Raw genomic sequence first — 14881 nt, forward strand, 5'->3', positions numbered from 1 at the left:
CGGCGCGGCGCGCCGGTCGAGACGAAAGACCTATTATAAAATCCGCTTCTCGATTTCATCTTTCCGGCGTTTCCCCTTCGTGACTCCCCGACTTTTCGCCCTGATTCCTTGCGCCGGCACGGGCAGCCGTTCCGGTTCGGCCGTGCCGAAGCAATACCGCACGCTGGCCGGCCGCGCGCTCCTGCATTACACGCTCGCCGCGTTCGACGCGTGCAGCGAATTCGCGCAGACGCTCGTCGTCCTCGCGCCCGACGACACGCACTTCGACGCGCGCCGCTTCGCGGGCCTGCGCTTCGCGGTGCGCCGCTGCGGCGGCGGCTCGCGGCAGGCGTCGGTGCTCAACGGGCTGCTCGAGCTGGCCGAATTCGGCGCGACCGAGCAGGACTGGGTGCTCGTGCACGACGCCGCGCGCCCGGGCATCACGCCGGAACTGATCCGCACGCTGGTCGCGACGCTGAAGGACGACCCGGTCGGCGGCATCGTCGCGCTGCCGGTGGCCGATACGCTCAAGCGCGTGCCGGCCGGCGGCGACGCGATCGCGCGCACCGAGTCGCGCGACGCGCTGTGGCAGGCGCAGACGCCGCAGATGTTCCGCATCGGCATGCTGCGCGACGCGATCCTGCGCGCGCAGCGCGAAGGGCACGACCTGACCGACGAGGCCAGCGCGATCGAATGGGCCGGCCATACGCCGCGCGTCGTGCAGGGCAGCCTGCGCAACTTCAAGGTCACGTACCCGGAAGATTTCGCGCTCGCGGAAGCGATCCTCGCGCGCCCCGCGAACGCTTCCTGACTTTCACCTCATCTCAAACCGGATTACGCATGGACTTCAGAATCGGACAAGGCTACGACGTGCACCAGCTCGTCCCGGGGCGCCCCCTCATCATCGGCGGCGTGACGATTCCGTACGAGCGCGGCCTGCTCGGCCACTCGGACGCGGACGTGCTGCTGCACGCGATCACCGACGCGCTGTTCGGCGCGGCGGCGCTCGGCGACATCGGCCGCCATTTCTCCGACACCGACGCGGCGTTCAAGGGCGCGGACAGCCGCGTGCTGCTGCGCGAGTGCGTCGCCCGCGTGAAGGCGGCCGGCTTCACGATCCAGAACGTCGACAGCACGGTGATCGCGCAGGCGCCGAAGCTCGCACCGCACATCGACGGGATGCGCGCGAACCTCGCGGCCGATCTCGGCCTGCCGCTCGAGCGCGTGAACGTGAAGGCGAAGACCAACGAGAAGCTCGGCTATCTCGGCCGCGGCGAGGGCATCGAGGCGCAGGCCGCCGCGCTGCTGGTGAAGCAGGGCGCGTGAGCGCCTGACGCCGGTCCGAAGCGGCGCGCAGGTTGCGCCGCCGGAATGAAAAATGCCACGCGCTTGCGTGGCATTTTCGTTTTGCGGCGCGATCCGGCGCGCTTGGCCGCCGCTTGCGCGGCCGCTTATTCGCCTTCGGCGGCGATCACCTGCGCGGCGGCGTTGATCACCGACGCGATGCGGCCGACGTCGCGCAGCTGCGTCGTCGTCATCCCTTGCTCGTTCTTCAGCAGCGCGTAGTGCGACTTCACGCAGAAGTGGCACTTGCCGACGATCGACGCGGCGAGCGCGTACATCTCGAACCGGCGCTTGTCGACGCCGCCGTGCGACGCATACGCGCCCATCCGCAGCTCGGCGCGCTGCGTCTTCAGGTCGGCATCGTCGGCCATCTCGACATACGGATACCAGGTGTTGTTCATCCCCATCAGCGCGGCCGCCGTCAGCACGGCGTTCGTCTCTTCGGGCGACAGCACGCCGGCTTCGCGGATCGTCTTCACGAGCACGGTGCTCTTCGTCGCGACCGCCGCCGCCAGCGCGACGCCGACTGCATCGGTGCCTTCGAGCGACGAGCGCGAGATCGTGCCGTCGAGGTTCAGGCGAATGTCCTTCGCGTAGTCGGGGATACGTGCCTTAATCGAGTCGATGAATTCCATTGATATCTCCTATGAGTTGGCCGTTAAAAAAGCCCGCAGGCAGGACGTGCGCCGCGGGCTTCGTGCATCGATGCGCTTACAGCGTTGCGCCGCCGACTGCACGGTTGCACGGGCACAGTTCGTCCGTTTGCAGGCCGTCCAGAATGCGCAGGACTTCTTCCGGGCTACGGCCGACGTTCAGGTTGTTCACCGAAACGTGCTGGATCGTGTTGTCCGGGTCGACGATGAACGTCGCGCGCAGGGCCACGCCGGCTTCCTTGTCGCGCACGCCGAGCTGGTCGATCAGCTCGCCCTTGACGTCGCCGAACGAGTAGTGGTTCAGCTTGTTCAGGTCCTTGTGCTCACGGCGCCATGCGAGCTTCACGAATTCGTTGTCCGAGCTGCCGCCGAGCAGGACGGCGTCGCGCTCTTCGAACTGCTTCGTCAGCTTCGCGAACTCGACGATTTCCGTCGGGCACACGAACGTGAAATCCTTCGGATAGAAGTAGATGATCTTCCACTTGCCCGGGAACGACGCTTCGGTGACGGTCTCGAACGCCGACTGGCCGTTTTCCTCGTGATTGTTGAAGCCCGGCTTCGCGGCTACGACGGTGAATGCTTCGAGTTTATCGCCCACGGTTTTCATGCGGATACTCCTGTATGAGTTGGGAAGAAGACTGAGTCAAGCTACCTCGGTGCTGCAACGTTGATGTGACAGCATGGGCACGACTATAACACTATTAATAAGTCGCTTCAATAGTTTTTGACTAACGATTCCCATAGTTTTTTTCAACCGCGCCGATAGTGTGACGCGCAAGAAGCGTGCGCGAACGCGTCACGCCGTCGCACGCGCCTTGCCGGCGCCGGGGAATTCGAGGGTAACTTCGAGGCCCGCTTCGGGGCTGCGGTTGCGCAGGCGCAGCGCGCCGCGATAGCGGCCGACGAGGCGCAGCACGATCGCCATGCCGAGCCCCGTGCCGTCCGCCTTGGTGCGCGCCGTATCGACGCGATAGAACGGCCGCATCACGAGCGGCAGCTGGTCCTCGGGGATGCCCGGGCCCTCGTCGCTCACCGACAGCTCGACGCGCGCGTGCGTCACGCGCGTCTCGAGCGTGATGCGCGACACGCCGTCGTCGCGGCTCTGGCCGTATTTACGCGCGTTCTCGACGAGGTTGCCGATCACGCGGCGCATGTCGGTCTCGTCGGCTTCGATCACGGCGGTCGGCGCGAGCCGCGTGCGGATCTCGACACCGTCCTCGCCCGACACGCGCGCGGCGACTTCGTGCGCGATCGACGACAGGTCGACCGGCTCCGGCTTGCGCTGGGTCGGGCGCGCGTAGTCGATGAACGCCGCGATGATGCGGTCCATCTGCTCGATGTCGTCGACCATCGCGTCCTTGGTCGCCTGGTCGGACGGGCTCATCTCGGTCTCGAGCCGCAGCCGCGCGAGCGGCGTGCGCAGGTCGTGCGAGATGCCCGCGAGCATCAGCGCGCGGTCGGCCTCGAGCTGTTCGAGGTCGCGCACCATCTGGTTGAAGCTGCGGTTGGTGTCGGCCGCGACGCCCATCCCGCGCTCGGGCAGCAGCTCGGGCGTCTGGCCCGAGCCGATCTGCCGCGCGGCGAGCGCGAGCCGCGAGAACGGCCGGTTCACGAGGCTCGTGATGAACGCGGAGCCGAACAGCGACAGCGCGAGCGCGAACAGGCCCCAGCCGGCCCACTGCAGGCCCGTGACGCTGTCGAGCTGGTCGCGGTCGAGCGCGACCCAGTAATCGTCGTCGTCGATCTTGAAGCTGATCCACACGCCCGGGATGTCGTTGACCGACTGCGCGATCACGGTATCGTCGCCGAGACGGCTGCGGATGTCGTGTTCGATCAGGCGGTTCAGCGATTCGTCGGGCTGCAGCTTGAATTTGTCGGTCTTTTCGCGCGGGTACACGCGCACGCCCTCGTTGCTCTCGAGATCCTGCAGCAGCGCGCGCCGCAAATCGGGATCGGAATAGAGCAGGGCGGTGCGCGTGAGCTTCACGATCGCGACGAGCTGCAGCGCGACGCGCTGCGCGCGCGGCTCGCGCTCGATCACGCGAAAGCTCTGGAACCACGCGGCGAGACTGACCGAGATCAGCAGCGCGATCAGCAGGAAGGTGCGCCAGAACAGCCCGCCGAACGCGAGTTGCAGGAGGCGCCGGTCGATACGCATGGGACGGGCCGTGGACGGGCGAAACCGGAAAGGAAAAAGATCAGGCAGCGCCGTCCGGGATGAACACGTAGCCGAGGCCCCAGACGGTCTGGATGAAGCGCGGGCTGCCCGGATCCGGTTCGATCAGCTTGCGCAGGCGCGAGATCTGCACGTCGAGGCTGCGGTCGAACACTTCGTATTCACGGCCGCGGGCGAGTTCCATCAGCTTTTCGCGCGACAGCGGCTGGCGCGGATGGCGCGCGAACACCTTCAGCACCGAGAATTCGCCGGTCGTCAGCGGAATTTCCTGGCCCGACTTCGTCAGCGTGCGCGTCGCGAGGTTCAGCGAGAACTCGCCGAACTCGAACACCTCGGTGGTTTCCGATGGCGCGCCCGGCAGTTCGGCCGGCGCCTGGCGGCGCAGCACCGCGTGAATGCGCGCGACGAGTTCGCGCGGGTTGAACGGCTTCGGCAGGTAGTCGTCGGCGCCCATCTCGAGGCCGACGATGCGGTCGACGTCCTCGCCCTTCGCGGTGAGCATGATGATCGGCGTGCGGTCGTTGCTGCCGCGCAGGCGGCGGCAGATCGACAGGCCGTCTTCGCCCGGCAGCATCAGGTCGAGCACCAGCAGATCGAAGCGCTCGCGCACCCAGAGCTTGTTCATCGCGGTCGCGTTCTCCGCGACGTACACGTTGAAACCCTGCTCGCCGAGATAGCGGCGCAGCAGATCGCGCAGGCGCGGGTCGTCGTCGACGACGAGAATCTTGGAGGGGTTTTTCGTTTCCATGAGCGGCATCTTATCGCGAATGGGAAATCACGCACGGTCGCGTATTTTCGCGCGTTACAGTCCGTTACAAAATTTACCCGGAGTGTCGCGCGGAGTAAAGGCAGGCTATAGAGATTCCTTTACTCGAAGCTGAAATTCGGTAGATACTCCCCTGCACTCCATCTTTCATCTTTGTACACCCGAATTCCGCAGGGTTTTTCAAGTACCAGAGGTAACCGGTTGCCGCGTGACGAAGGGAACAAATCGACCAGAGAAGCGAGGACGGTCATGCGATCTGCCCGGATTGCACTGATGCTGACGATCGCACTTGCCGGTCCATATGCGTCGAACTTCGCGTATGCGCAGCGCCCCGAGCAGGGCGCCTCGTCGCGCAAGCTGCCGCGCGGCAAAGCGCCGCAGCCCGACCGCGCCGCCGACATGGCGGTCCGTTCCGCCGTGCCTCCCGATCTCGAACAGCACCGTCGCGACGGGCACATGACGCCCGAGGAGCGCCACCTGCTGCGCCAGCACATCGAGGACGCCGTTCGCGAGCTGTACAAGCGCTGACACGCACGCGCGTTCGCACGGCGCGGAAAGATTCCGTAGCAATTTTTCGGTCAACTTTCGGATGCGTGCCGCCGTTGAACCGGCATCCGCACCGCCGGTGCGCTCCGGGAGTCCACGACGATGAAAGCGAACGCTGCCGCCCCGGCCTCGCCCGCGATGCAGGCGCCGCTCGACGCCGACGATGCGCTGTTCTTCCTGAGCCGTTCCGGCTTTTCTCCCGCACCGGCCGAGGTTGCCCGCATTGTCGGGATGACGCGCGCGCAAGTGGTGGCCGATACGCTCGGCAACGTGCGCCGCGAGCCCGTGACGACCTGGCCCGACTGGCTCGCCGAGCTGCCGCCGACCCGCGCGCAACGCCAGGCCATGACGCCCGACATGCGGCGCGACGAGCAGCGCGAGCGCAATCGCCGCTACGATGCGTTGCGCGCGGCGTGGGTCAACGAGATGGTCGTGACGCCGTCGCCGCCTACCGAGCGCATGACGCTGTTCTGGCACGGGCACTTCACGTCCGGGCAGGACAAGGTCCCGTATCCGCAGACGATGGCCGCGCAGAATGCGCTGTTTCGGCGCGAGGCGCTCGGCAACTTCGGCACGCTGCTGCATGCGGTCGCGAAGGATCCGGCGATGCTCCAGTATCTCGACGGCGCGAGCAACCGCAAGGGCCGCCCGAACGAGAATTTCGCGCGCGAGGTGATGGAGCTGTTCACGCTCGGCGAAGGGCATTACTCGCAGCGCGACGTGACCGAGGCCGCGCGCGCGATGACCGGCTGGAGCGTCGATCCCGATACGCTGCGCTTCGTGGTGCGGCCCGAATGGCACGACGCGGGCGACAAGACGATCCTCGGCGAGGTCGGCGCGTTCGACGGCGACGGGTTTCTCGACATCCTGTTGAAGCGGCCCGACACGGCAAGCTTCATCGCCGGCAAGCTGTGGCGCGAGTTCGTGTCCGATACGCCCGACGCCGGCGCGCTCGATGTCGTGGCCGAGCGGTTTCGCACCAGCGGCTACGACATACGCGCGGCGCTCGCCGCGCTCTGGTCGACCGACGCATTCTGGGATCCGCGCAATCGCGGCGTGCTCGTGAAGTCGCCGGCCGAGTTCGTCGTCGGGTCGGTGCGGCTGTTCGACGTCGCGAACGGCGATCCGCAGATGCTCGCGAACACCGTGCGCACGCTCGGGCAGAACCTGTTCTATCCGCCGAACGTGAAGGGCTGGCCGGGCGGCGCGATGTGGATCAACAGCACCACGCTGCTGGCGCGCAAGCAGTTCGTCGAGCAGTTGTTCCGCGCGACCGAGACGGCCGGCATGCGCTCGCCCGCGCACGCGATGGCGCCGCCGTTGCCGAATGCGCGGGCGCACGCGATACCGGTTGCGGACGCCGCGTCGGTTGCCGGCATGCGCGGCGCGCCGGTCAAATCCGCGCGCGGCGGCCTGCGATTCGACCTCGAACGCTGGCTCGCGCAGTATCGTGCGCGGCCGCAGGCGATTGCGGGATTGTCGACCGAGCTCCAGCTGCAGCACGCGGTGCTGCCGGTGTCGCCGGTCGCGGCGATCGATACGGACTCGACCGGCAGCGCGTATCTCGAGGCGCTGCTGATGGATCCGGCCTATCAACTGAAATGACTGAAACGACTGAAACGACGACGAACAGGCACGCTGCCGCGGTGGCCATACCGCACGGCGAGCCGAAGGATGCACGATGAACCGACGTGATTTTCTGACGCTGACGGGCGCCGCGGCTGCGGCGGGCGTGTCGTTGTGGCAGCCGCCCGCGCAGGCGGCATCGATGGTCGCGGCCGGCCGCCAGCCGGCGGCCGGTTATGCGAACGTGCTGATCCTCGTCGAGCTGAAGGGCGGCAACGACGGCCTCAACACGGTGGTGCCGTATGCGGATCCGCTCTACTACCCGTTCCGCCGCAGCATCGGCATTAAGCGCGACCAGGTGCTGCAGCTCGATGCGCAGACGGGGCTGCACCCGTCGCTCGCGCCGTTGATGCCGCTGTGGCGCGACGGACAGGTCGCGATCGTGCAGGGCGTCGGTTATCCGCAGCCGAACCTGTCGCATTTCCGCTCGATCGAGATCTGGGACACCGCGTCGCGCTCGGACCAGTACCTGCACGAAGGCTGGCTCACGCGCACGTTCGCGCAGGCGCCGGTGCCGCCCGGCTTCGCGGCGGACGGCGTCGTGCTCGGCAGTGCGGAGATGGGACCGCTCGCGAACGGCGCGCGCGCGATCGCGCTCGTCAATCCCGCGCAGTTCATCCGCGCGGCGCGGTTGGCCGAACCGTCGTCGCTGCGCGAACGGAACCCGGCGCTCGCGCACATCATCGACGTCGAGAACGACATCGTGAAGGCGGCCGACAGGCTGCGCCCGCGCGGCGGGATGCGCGAGTTCAGGACGGCCTTTCCGGCCGGTACGTTCGGGACCGCGGTGAAGACCGCGATGCAGGTGCTCGCGGCATGCGAGGCGTCGGGGCCCGGCGCGCAGGACGGCGTCGCGGTGCTGCGGCTCACGCTCAACGGTTTCGATACGCACCAGAACCAGCCCGGGCAGCAGGCGGCGTTGCTCAGGCAGTTCGCGGAAGGGATGAGTGCGATGCGCGGCGCGCTGGTCGAGCTCGGGCGCTGGAACCAGACGCTCGTGATGACGTATGCGGAATTCGGGCGGCGCGTGCGCGAGAACCAGAGCAACGGCACCGATCACGGTACCGCCGCGCCGCATTTCGTGATGGGCGGCCGCGTGGCCGGCGGGCTGTACGGCGCGGCGCCGGCACTCGGGCATCTCGACGGCAACGGCAACCTGCCGGTCGCGGTCGATTTCCGCCAGCTCTATGCGACCGTGCTCGGGCCGTGGTGGGGGCTCGACGCGACGCACGTGCTGCAGCAGCGCTTCGAGACGCTGCCGCTGCTGAAGGTGTGAGGTGGTCGTGCGTGACGGGGCGGATCAGCGGCGGCGTGCGGCGCGCCACGCGATCCACAGCTTGCGGATCGGCGTCAGCGCGATACGCTGGTGCAGCACCTGGTAGCCGTCGCGCTCGATTTCGTCGAGCAGCGCGCCGGCCAGTGCGATCTGCGCACGCAGCGTGCGTTGCGCGCGGCGTGCGGACGCGGGGATCGCTGCGTCGGCGGCGGCGAGCGCTTCGCGCGCGCGGGCCGTCTGAAACTGCAGCAGCTCGCTGAAGGCCGGGCTGTAGCGGCGATTCAGCAGGTCGGCCGCGGTCACGTTGTAGCGTTGCAGTTCGTCGATCGGCAGATAGATGCGGCCGTAGCGTGCATCGTTGCCAAGTTCCTGCACGAATTGCGCGAGCATCAGCGCGTGGCCGGCCTGCGCGGCCCACGGTTGCGGTTCGGCCGGATTCGCGGCGCTTGCGCGCGCGACCAGCGACGCGAAGGTGCCGCCGACCTGCGCGATGTAGCGCTGCAGATTCGCGAAATCCAGGTAACGCGCCTGTTCCAGATCCATCCCGTAACCGTTGACGAGCGTGCGCAGCGCGTCGGTTTCTGCCCCGATCGCCGGGTGGTGCTGCGCGAGCGCCTTCGTGACCGGGTGCGACGGTTCGCCGGCGGCGAGCGCCGCGAGTTCCTTGTGCCACCACGCGAGTTTCGTGTGTCCGACGGTCGGATCGCTGGTTTCCTTGACGGTTTCCTCGAGTTCGCGGCGCAGCGCGAACAGCGCCGTCAGGCGCGGTTCGGCGGCGAGCGGCGCCTGGCGCAGCGCGTAGTAGACGCTGGAGCCCGTGGGGGCGGCCTTTTGCTGACAGTAGTCGTCGAAGTTCACGGGTGGGATCGTGGCGGAGGCGGGTTCGGGGACGCGCGCCGGCGCGTGGCCGGCACGTCGAGCGCGGCATTCTAGCACCGCTGTCAGGCGGGCGCCGGCGGGGCGAGACAATGCTGCGCAGATCGGGTAGAATCTCGCGCTCGCCTGATCGGGCGTGCCGGTTTTCGGGCCGGCATGACGCCCGGGCGCGTGGAGCACGCTTCTTGCGTGCCGCGCGGTCAGGCGACAGGGATGCGCGTGAGTGGCGAAATTGGTAGACGCACCAGGTTTAGGTCCTGACGCCCGCAAGGGTGTGCCGGTTCGAGTCCGGCCTCACGCACCACGAAGTCGAACGTGCCCCGCCCAAGGGCCGTTCCAAAAAAGCGCCGCGCGTCGACCGACCGCGGCGCTTTGTCGTTGGGCGCGCGCCTAGTCCCAGAAACTCCGCACCGCGACCGCCACGATCACCGGCACCGAAAACACCAGCGGAATCGCGAAATACTGCGCTTCGCGATCGACGATCCAGCTATAGATCAACCACGCCACGCCGATCGCGAACGTGACGAGGCCGACCAGCACCGCGGCGATATTCAGGGCGAGCTTCGACGGCTGGCGGCGCGCTTTGTCGTTGGTGTCGGGTTCGCGCGGAGACGATTTCATCTGAAGAGGGGCCCGGGCCCGGCAGGTGTAAAAGCACAGCAAACCCCATCTGCACCGATCGCGCAAGGGCCGGCCCCATCTCGTTGGTGAGCGCGCGTTACAACCCGAACGACACGGCCAGTTCGTCGAGCAGCTCGCGCTGGAACGTGACGAACCGCTCGCCCGGCTGCTGCGCGATCGCGAGGTCGAGCATCGGGTCGGCGACCTCGGTGCGGATGCCGGCCAGTTCCTCGACGATCGCGAGTCCGCAGAACGGCACGTAGGCCTCCGAATAGCCGCCTTCGTGCACGATCACGAGCCGTCCGCCGCAGTGGCGCCGTGCCGCCTCCTTCACCGCGCGCGTCATGTACCGGTAACTGTCGGTATGCAACTGCATGCGCGCGAGCGGGTCGACCGCGCTTGCATCGAGGCCGCTTGCGACGACGATCAGCTCCGGCCGGAACCGTTCCAGCGCCGGCAGCACGATCCGCTCGAACGCATGGCGATACGCGTCGTCGCCGCTGCCCGCGAGCAACGGCACGTTCAGGTTCGCGCCGACGCCCGCGCCTTCGCCGCGCTCGTCGCCGCCGCTGTAGCCGGGCGGAAAGCAGCGGTCCTGGTGCAGCGAGATCGTCAGCGTGTCCGGATCGTCGTAGTAGATCGACTGCGTGCCGTTGCCGTGATGCACGTCCCAGTCGATCACCGCGACGCGCTCGATCGCATGCTTCGCGCGCGCGGCCTCGATCGCGATCGGGATGTTCGCGAGCAGGCAGAAGCCCATCGGGCGATCGCGCAGGCAGTGATGGCCGGGCGGGCGCGACAGCGAGAACGCGTTCGCCGCATGCCCGGCGACGACCGTGTCGACCGCCGCGATCGCGAGGCCGGCGGACAGCGCGGCGATCTCGTAGCTCCCTTTGCCGAACGGCGCGAGATCGCCGAGGTCGCCGCCGTTCGTATCGCTGAGCGCGCGGAACGCGTCGAGATAGCTCGCCGGATGAATCCGCAGCAGATCGCCGGTGGTGGCCGGCGCGGCACCGCGCATGTCGAGGTGAGCGGCGAGGCCCGACGCCTGCACGAGCGACAGGAAGCGCCGCTTCGAATCGGGCGATTCCGCGTAGCCGGCGCTCGACGGCGGCTGGACCCAGCCGCCGACGGGGAAGAACAGCGCGTGCGTGCCGCCGGTGTGCCAGAACGTGCGTTCGTCGGTGAAGAAGGCAGTGCGATTCATGGATGTGTGTGACCTGTCACGGTTGGGAGGAAATGGCAGCCGCGGCAATCCGCGCGCGGCGATCGATATGGCGCAGCGCGGCGAACGACGCGATCGCGACGGCAGTGGCGGCCGCGAACAGCGCGTGCATCGTGCCGCCGGCATCGAGCAACAGCCCGGCGAGCAGCGGGCCGGCCGCGAGGCCCGCACCGATCACGAAATTGAGCGTTGCGACGAGGCGCCCGGACGTATCGATCTGCGCGACGGTCGCGAGCATGAACGGCAGTACGAACGTCCACGCGAACTTGAACGCGAAGATCGCGGCGCTGTAGCCACGCGCATGCGGCAGCGCGGCGAGTGCAATGAGCGACGCCGCGAGCAACGCGTAACCGGCGGCCAGCATCGTGCGCCGCGCAAGCCGGCCGCCCGCGCAGGATGCGAGCGCCGCGCCGGCAATCCCCATCACGCTCGCGATCGCGAGCACGTTGGCGGTCGATTGCGGATCGAGTCCGGCTTCCGCCGCCGCGCGGCTCGCGAAGGTCCACACGCTGCCGATCGCGAGATAGAACGTCAGCACCGCGCCGATCGCGAGCGCGACGAAGCGCTGCGGCGTATTCGTCGCGACGCCGCGCGTGGCCTGCGCCGACGCGCTCCGCGCACCGAGCGTCGCCGGAAAGCCGCGCGACAGCGGCGCGGCAAGCAGCGCGAGCGCAGCCAGCGCGACGTACAGCGCGCGCAGCCCGAACGCGGCGAACACGTGCGGCAGCACGAACAGGCCGATCGCGCCGGCGATCAACTGGCCGACGACCCAGAGGCCGTACACGCGATCGCTGTTCTCGCTCGTGGCCGCACTGGTCATGCAGAGCACCATCAGCGAGCCGCCGCCGAGCGCGGTGACGGCGCGCAACGCGAGCAGCGTGACGAAGCCGGGCATCCACAGCGCGGTCAGGAGATTGCCCGCGCCGAACAGCGCGATCGCGCAGGCGGCAACGCGGCGCGCATCGACGCGGCCGAGCCACAGGTACGACGGCACGGTCGCGAGGCTGAACGCACCGAGTTCGACGAAGAAGTAGGTGCCGATCTGCGACGCGGACAGCCCGAGCTGCGTCGCCAACTGACCGGCGACGGCCGGCGCGACGAGCAGCAGCAGCGGCGTGATGGCCGCGAACACGACGAGGGCGACGAGCGTCGAGCGCGCGAACGGCGACGCGCGGCCGTCGGACGGCAGTGCGGCATCTGTGGAGCAAAGGGTTTTCATGGCGGGATCTCGCTGGACGGAATCAGAACAGGTGGTACATGCCGACCATCGCGCCGAACTGCGATGCGCCGGCGAGCGGCGTCGGGTTGTATTCGTAGACGGTCTGCGAACTCTGGCCGCTGTTGCGCGCATAACCGAGGTTCAGGTAGGCGACGGTGCGTTTCGACAGCGCGTAGGTGGTGCTCGCGATGAACAGCGTCGGGTGGCCGATCGCCGGCGTGTGCGAATCGGTGTGGTAGACGCCCGCGTTCAGCCCGATTCCGCCCGACGTCAGATAGCGCGCGCCGCCCCAGACGATCGTGCGCGCCGCGTCGAGGTCGCCGGTCAGGCGTTCGACGCCCGCGTAGACGGTGAGCGGCAGCGTCGCGAACGCATAACGCGCGGCGAGCGTGCCGAGCTCGCGGCGGCGCGCGGACGCGTCGTCAGCCGCCGACGCGTCGCCGTGCGCCTGATGCAGCACCGCGCTGACCGACAGCCCGTTGCTTGTGTACTGGCCGCCGAGTTCGAGCACGCGCCCGGCGCGCGTATTGCCCGCGACGCCGGCCGTCGCGGCGAGGGCCTCGACATCGAAGCCGGCGAACGCCGGCGACTGGTACTTGATCGAGTGGTCGATGAAGTTCGCGTTCATCGGCACGAGCACGCCCTGGCCGCTGTACGACGCGTACCACAGCGGGTCGTAGAACAGCGTCTTGTCGAACAGCACGCTGAACTGCCGGCCGAGCGTGACGGTGCCGACGGGCCCCGCGATGCCGACGTACGCGCCGCGGAAGAACGCGTAGCCGGGGACGGTCGCGGTGCCGTCGTTGAGGTTGAGGCCCTGTTCGAGCTTGAACAGCGCGCGCCAGCCGCCGCCGAGATCCTCGGTGCCCTTGAGCCCGACCTGCGACGGCAGGATGCCGTAGTTCTGCAACTGCACGGCCGCGTGCCGTCCGTCGGCATGCGTCAGGTACTGCACGCCGGCGTCGAGCGCGCCGTACAGCGTGAGGGTCGATTGCGCGTGCGCGGCGAGGCTGCACGCGGCGAGCGCAGCGGCGGCCGTCGCCGTGCGGATGAAACGCGGTGTCATCACGTGGGGTTCTCCATACCGTCCTGCATCGTTTGTCGTTGGTGTTGTCGCGACGCAGTGTCCGCAGCGGGAAAACCGGCGAACAGTCGTGCAGATGAACGGTATGGAAAACCCGCGGTGCACGGCATGGACACGCCGCGCCGCCGCGGCGCGGCGTGCTGCGCAGCAGCAACGGGCGGCGTCCCGTTCAAATGGATGGGGCTGCCGCGTGCTCCGGCGGCGGCGCCCGCCAAAAATGCCGGTCGCTATAATCGGTCGGTCTGCGTTGCGCGCATCAGCGGCCCGATCGGGCAGGGGAGCGGAAGGTGAGGATCACGACGGATATCGGGCAGGATCTCGACGCGTTGCGCGACGTGCCGGCCGCGATCGTGCTCGACGAATCCGCCTGGCCGCCGCTGCCGCCCCGCCGCGCCGATTTCGACGGCGTGACGCGCGGCGACGCAGCGCGGCGCGAACTCGGCCTGATGCTGCTCGATCTGTACGCGCTCGCCGCGCAGTCGGGCATCGGCGAATTCGAGTGCCGCTTCTTTTCGCTGCTGCAGGGGCTCATCCCGTTCGACGCCGCGTGGACCGGCGTCGCGACGCACGTGCCGACCGGTCCCGTGATGCACAACAGTTTCCTGTACCGTCTCCCGCATGCGTTCTTCAGCGACTGGAAACGCGTGCGCGACTGCGATCCGCTCGCGCAGCGCACGCTGCTCGGCGCGCACGGTCGCGCGGTGCGATTGTCGGTCGTCGAGCCCGGGTTCGACGCGCGGTTTCGCGACTGGTGCGTGAAGTACGGGCTGGCGCAACTGATGTGCGTGTGTACGCTCGATCGCCGCTTCGGGCTGACGACGTTCATGTCGATCTACCGCCAGGGCCTGAACCGTCCGTTCAGCGACGACGACGCGAGCCGCTTCGAGGAAGTGATCCCGCATCTGGCGGCCGCGCTGACGATCAATCGCGCGGCGCAGCTCACGCGCGAGCGCGGCGACGCGGTGGCGCCGGCGGCGCGCGCGCTGTGCGACAACTTTGGCGTGCTGCATCACGCCGATCACGGCTTCGACGACGTGCTGCGCACCGAATGGCCGGCGTGGACGGGCCCGCGCGTGCCGGAGCCGCTGGTCGCGCATGTGCGGCGCCAGTCGGGCCAGCCGTTCATCGGCGATGCGTTGCGCATCCAGTGCGTGCCCGTCGCGGGACTGTTCCAGATCGAGGCGCGGCCGCGCTCGCTGCTCGACCGGCTGAGCCCGCGCGAGCTGGCGGCGATCCGTTATTACGGTGCCGGTCGTTCGCACAAGGAGGTCGCGCAGCAGATGGCGATTTCGCCGACGACCGTGCGTCACTACCTGCGCTGCGCATACCGCAAGCTCGGCATGCACGACAAGAGCCAGATCGCCGGCGTGCTCGGCGCGACGGGCGGCCCGACCGACGACGAACCGGTGGAGACGGGTGGCGCGGCGCGCTGAATCGCTCGTGCCGGCATAGGCATGCGGGTGCTGGTGCAAATGGTTGTATCCGCAACC

Annotated in this window: 15 protein-coding genes and 1 tRNA gene; 7 read left to right on the forward strand and 9 right to left on the reverse strand. The window is 68.3% G+C overall.

Annotation, left to right across the window (positions count from 1 at the left end; all coding sequences use genetic code 11):
* Window positions 1–79 precede the first annotated feature (79 nt).
* Both ispD and ispF read left to right on the forward strand, forming a co-directional pair.
* Window positions 80–790, forward strand: coding sequence for a 2-C-methyl-D-erythritol 4-phosphate cytidylyltransferase (ispD, locus tag U4Y91_RS13660; RefSeq protein ID WP_044843724.1), 711 nt, complete (start codon window positions 80–82; stop codon window positions 788–790).
* Window positions 791–819: 29 nt separating this feature from the next.
* The gene (gene ispF / locus U4Y91_RS13665) at window positions 820–1305 is read left to right on the forward strand and encodes a 2-C-methyl-D-erythritol 2,4-cyclodiphosphate synthase (RefSeq protein WP_044843723.1); all 486 of its coding nucleotides are present in this window, start codon (window positions 820–822) and stop codon (window positions 1303–1305) included.
* A 125-nt stretch (window positions 1306–1430) separates the two neighbouring features.
* On the opposite strand, the gene U4Y91_RS13670 is transcribed toward ispF, so the two are convergent.
* The 4 genes from U4Y91_RS13670 to ompR form a co-directional block, all read right to left on the reverse strand.
* Window positions 1431–1958, reverse strand: coding sequence for a carboxymuconolactone decarboxylase family protein (locus tag U4Y91_RS13670; protein WP_321805476.1), 528 nt, complete (start codon window positions 1956–1958; stop codon window positions 1431–1433).
* A gap of 76 nt (window positions 1959–2034) precedes the next feature.
* Window positions 2035–2583, reverse strand: a complete 549-nt coding sequence (locus U4Y91_RS13675; protein ID WP_031399305.1) for a peroxiredoxin — start codon at window positions 2581–2583, stop codon at window positions 2035–2037.
* A gap of 189 nt (window positions 2584–2772) precedes the next feature.
* Window positions 2773–4134 carry an ATP-binding protein gene (locus U4Y91_RS13680; RefSeq protein ID WP_044843721.1) on the reverse strand — a complete coding sequence of 454 codons (1362 nt, stop codon included), beginning with the start codon at window positions 4132–4134 and terminating at the stop codon, window positions 2773–2775.
* A gap of 40 nt (window positions 4135–4174) precedes the next feature.
* Window positions 4175–4909, reverse strand: a complete 735-nt coding sequence (gene ompR / locus U4Y91_RS13685; RefSeq protein WP_004192636.1) for a two-component system response regulator OmpR — start codon at window positions 4907–4909, stop codon at window positions 4175–4177.
* A gap of 258 nt (window positions 4910–5167) precedes the next feature.
* On the opposite strand from ompR, the gene U4Y91_RS13690 reads away from it, so the two are divergent.
* From U4Y91_RS13690 to U4Y91_RS13700, 3 genes are all read left to right on the forward strand, one after another.
* The gene (locus U4Y91_RS13690) at window positions 5168–5446 is read left to right on the forward strand and encodes a hypothetical protein (protein ID WP_321805477.1); all 279 of its coding nucleotides are present in this window, start codon (window positions 5168–5170) and stop codon (window positions 5444–5446) included.
* 120 nt (window positions 5447–5566) lie between these two features.
* Window positions 5567–7069: a DUF1800 domain-containing protein gene (locus tag U4Y91_RS13695; RefSeq protein ID WP_321805478.1), complete on the forward strand. Its 1503-nt coding sequence runs from the start codon at window positions 5567–5569 to the stop codon at window positions 7067–7069.
* A 76-nt stretch (window positions 7070–7145) separates the two neighbouring features.
* On the forward strand, window positions 7146–8366 hold the full coding sequence (locus U4Y91_RS13700; RefSeq protein WP_321805479.1) for a DUF1501 domain-containing protein: 1221 nt from the start codon (window positions 7146–7148) through the stop codon (window positions 8364–8366).
* A gap of 24 nt (window positions 8367–8390) precedes the next feature.
* Here the strand turns inward: U4Y91_RS13700 and hpnD are convergent, their stop codons facing one another.
* Entirely contained in the window at window positions 8391–9224 is an 834-nt protein-coding gene (gene hpnD / locus U4Y91_RS13705; RefSeq protein WP_321805480.1) for a presqualene diphosphate synthase HpnD, read from the reverse strand.
* Between the two features lie 235 nt (window positions 9225–9459).
* On the opposite strand from hpnD, the gene U4Y91_RS13710 reads away from it, so the two are divergent.
* Window positions 9460–9546 (forward strand) — tRNA-Leu (locus U4Y91_RS13710).
* An 86-nt stretch (window positions 9547–9632) separates the two neighbouring features.
* Here the strand turns inward: U4Y91_RS13710 and U4Y91_RS13715 are convergent.
* The 4 genes from U4Y91_RS13715 to U4Y91_RS13730 all read right to left on the reverse strand — a co-directional run bounded on the left by U4Y91_RS13715 (window position 9633) and on the right by U4Y91_RS13730 (window position 13376).
* Window positions 9633–9863, reverse strand: coding sequence for a hypothetical protein (locus tag U4Y91_RS13715; RefSeq protein WP_044843684.1), 231 nt, complete (start codon window positions 9861–9863; stop codon window positions 9633–9635).
* Between the two features lie 97 nt (window positions 9864–9960).
* Window positions 9961–11070: a class II histone deacetylase gene (locus tag U4Y91_RS13720; RefSeq protein WP_321805481.1), complete on the reverse strand. Its 1110-nt coding sequence runs from the start codon at window positions 11068–11070 to the stop codon at window positions 9961–9963.
* Window positions 11071–11086: 16 nt separating this feature from the next.
* The gene (locus tag U4Y91_RS13725) at window positions 11087–12307 is read right to left on the reverse strand and encodes an MFS transporter (protein ID WP_321805482.1); all 1221 of its coding nucleotides are present in this window, start codon (window positions 12305–12307) and stop codon (window positions 11087–11089) included.
* Window positions 12308–12329: 22 nt separating this feature from the next.
* Complete coding sequence (locus tag U4Y91_RS13730; RefSeq protein ID WP_321805483.1) at window positions 12330–13376, reverse strand: porin; 1047 nt, start codon at window positions 13374–13376, stop codon at window positions 12330–12332.
* A 302-nt stretch (window positions 13377–13678) separates the two neighbouring features.
* Between U4Y91_RS13730 and U4Y91_RS13735 the strand changes: the two genes are divergently transcribed.
* Window positions 13679–14824, forward strand: coding sequence for a helix-turn-helix transcriptional regulator (locus U4Y91_RS13735; RefSeq protein WP_321805484.1), 1146 nt, complete (start codon window positions 13679–13681; stop codon window positions 14822–14824).
* Window positions 14825–14881 lie beyond the last annotated feature (57 nt).

The sequence above is a fragment of the Burkholderia sp. BCC1993 genome (genome assembly GCF_905339865.1).
In the GTDB taxonomy this organism is placed as follows: domain Bacteria; phylum Pseudomonadota; class Gammaproteobacteria; order Burkholderiales; family Burkholderiaceae; genus Burkholderia.

Bases quoted from the DNA above. Each gene is read 5' to 3' on its own strand.
- U4Y91_RS13725 (WP_321805482.1), bottom strand. From the start codon at position 12,307: ATGAAAACCCTTTGCTCCACAGATGCCGCACTGCCGTCCGACGGCCGC.
- U4Y91_RS13695 (WP_321805478.1), top strand. From the start codon at position 5,567: ATGAAAGCGAACGCTGCCGCCCCGGCCTCGCCCGCGATGCAGGCGCCG.
- U4Y91_RS13675 (WP_031399305.1), bottom strand. From the start codon at position 2,583: ATGAAAACCGTGGGCGATAAACTCGAAGCATTCACCGTCGTAGCCGCG.
- U4Y91_RS13715 (WP_044843684.1), bottom strand. From the start codon at position 9,863: ATGAAATCGTCTCCGCGCGAACCCGACACCAACGACAAAGCGCGCCGC.
- U4Y91_RS13670 (WP_321805476.1), bottom strand. From the start codon at position 1,958: ATGGAATTCATCGACTCGATTAAGGCACGTATCCCCGACTACGCGAAG.
- ispF (WP_044843723.1), top strand. From the start codon at position 820: ATGGACTTCAGAATCGGACAAGGCTACGACGTGCACCAGCTCGTCCCG.
- U4Y91_RS13700 (WP_321805479.1), top strand. From the start codon at position 7,146: ATGAACCGACGTGATTTTCTGACGCTGACGGGCGCCGCGGCTGCGGCG.
- U4Y91_RS13720 (WP_321805481.1), bottom strand. From the start codon at position 11,070: ATGAATCGCACTGCCTTCTTCACCGACGAACGCACGTTCTGGCACACC.
- U4Y91_RS13690 (WP_321805477.1), top strand. From the start codon at position 5,168: ATGCGATCTGCCCGGATTGCACTGATGCTGACGATCGCACTTGCCGGT.
- U4Y91_RS13680 (WP_044843721.1), bottom strand. From the start codon at position 4,134: ATGCGTATCGACCGGCGCCTCCTGCAACTCGCGTTCGGCGGGCTGTTC.
- ompR (WP_004192636.1), bottom strand. From the start codon at position 4,909: ATGCCGCTCATGGAAACGAAAAACCCCTCCAAGATTCTCGTCGTCGAC.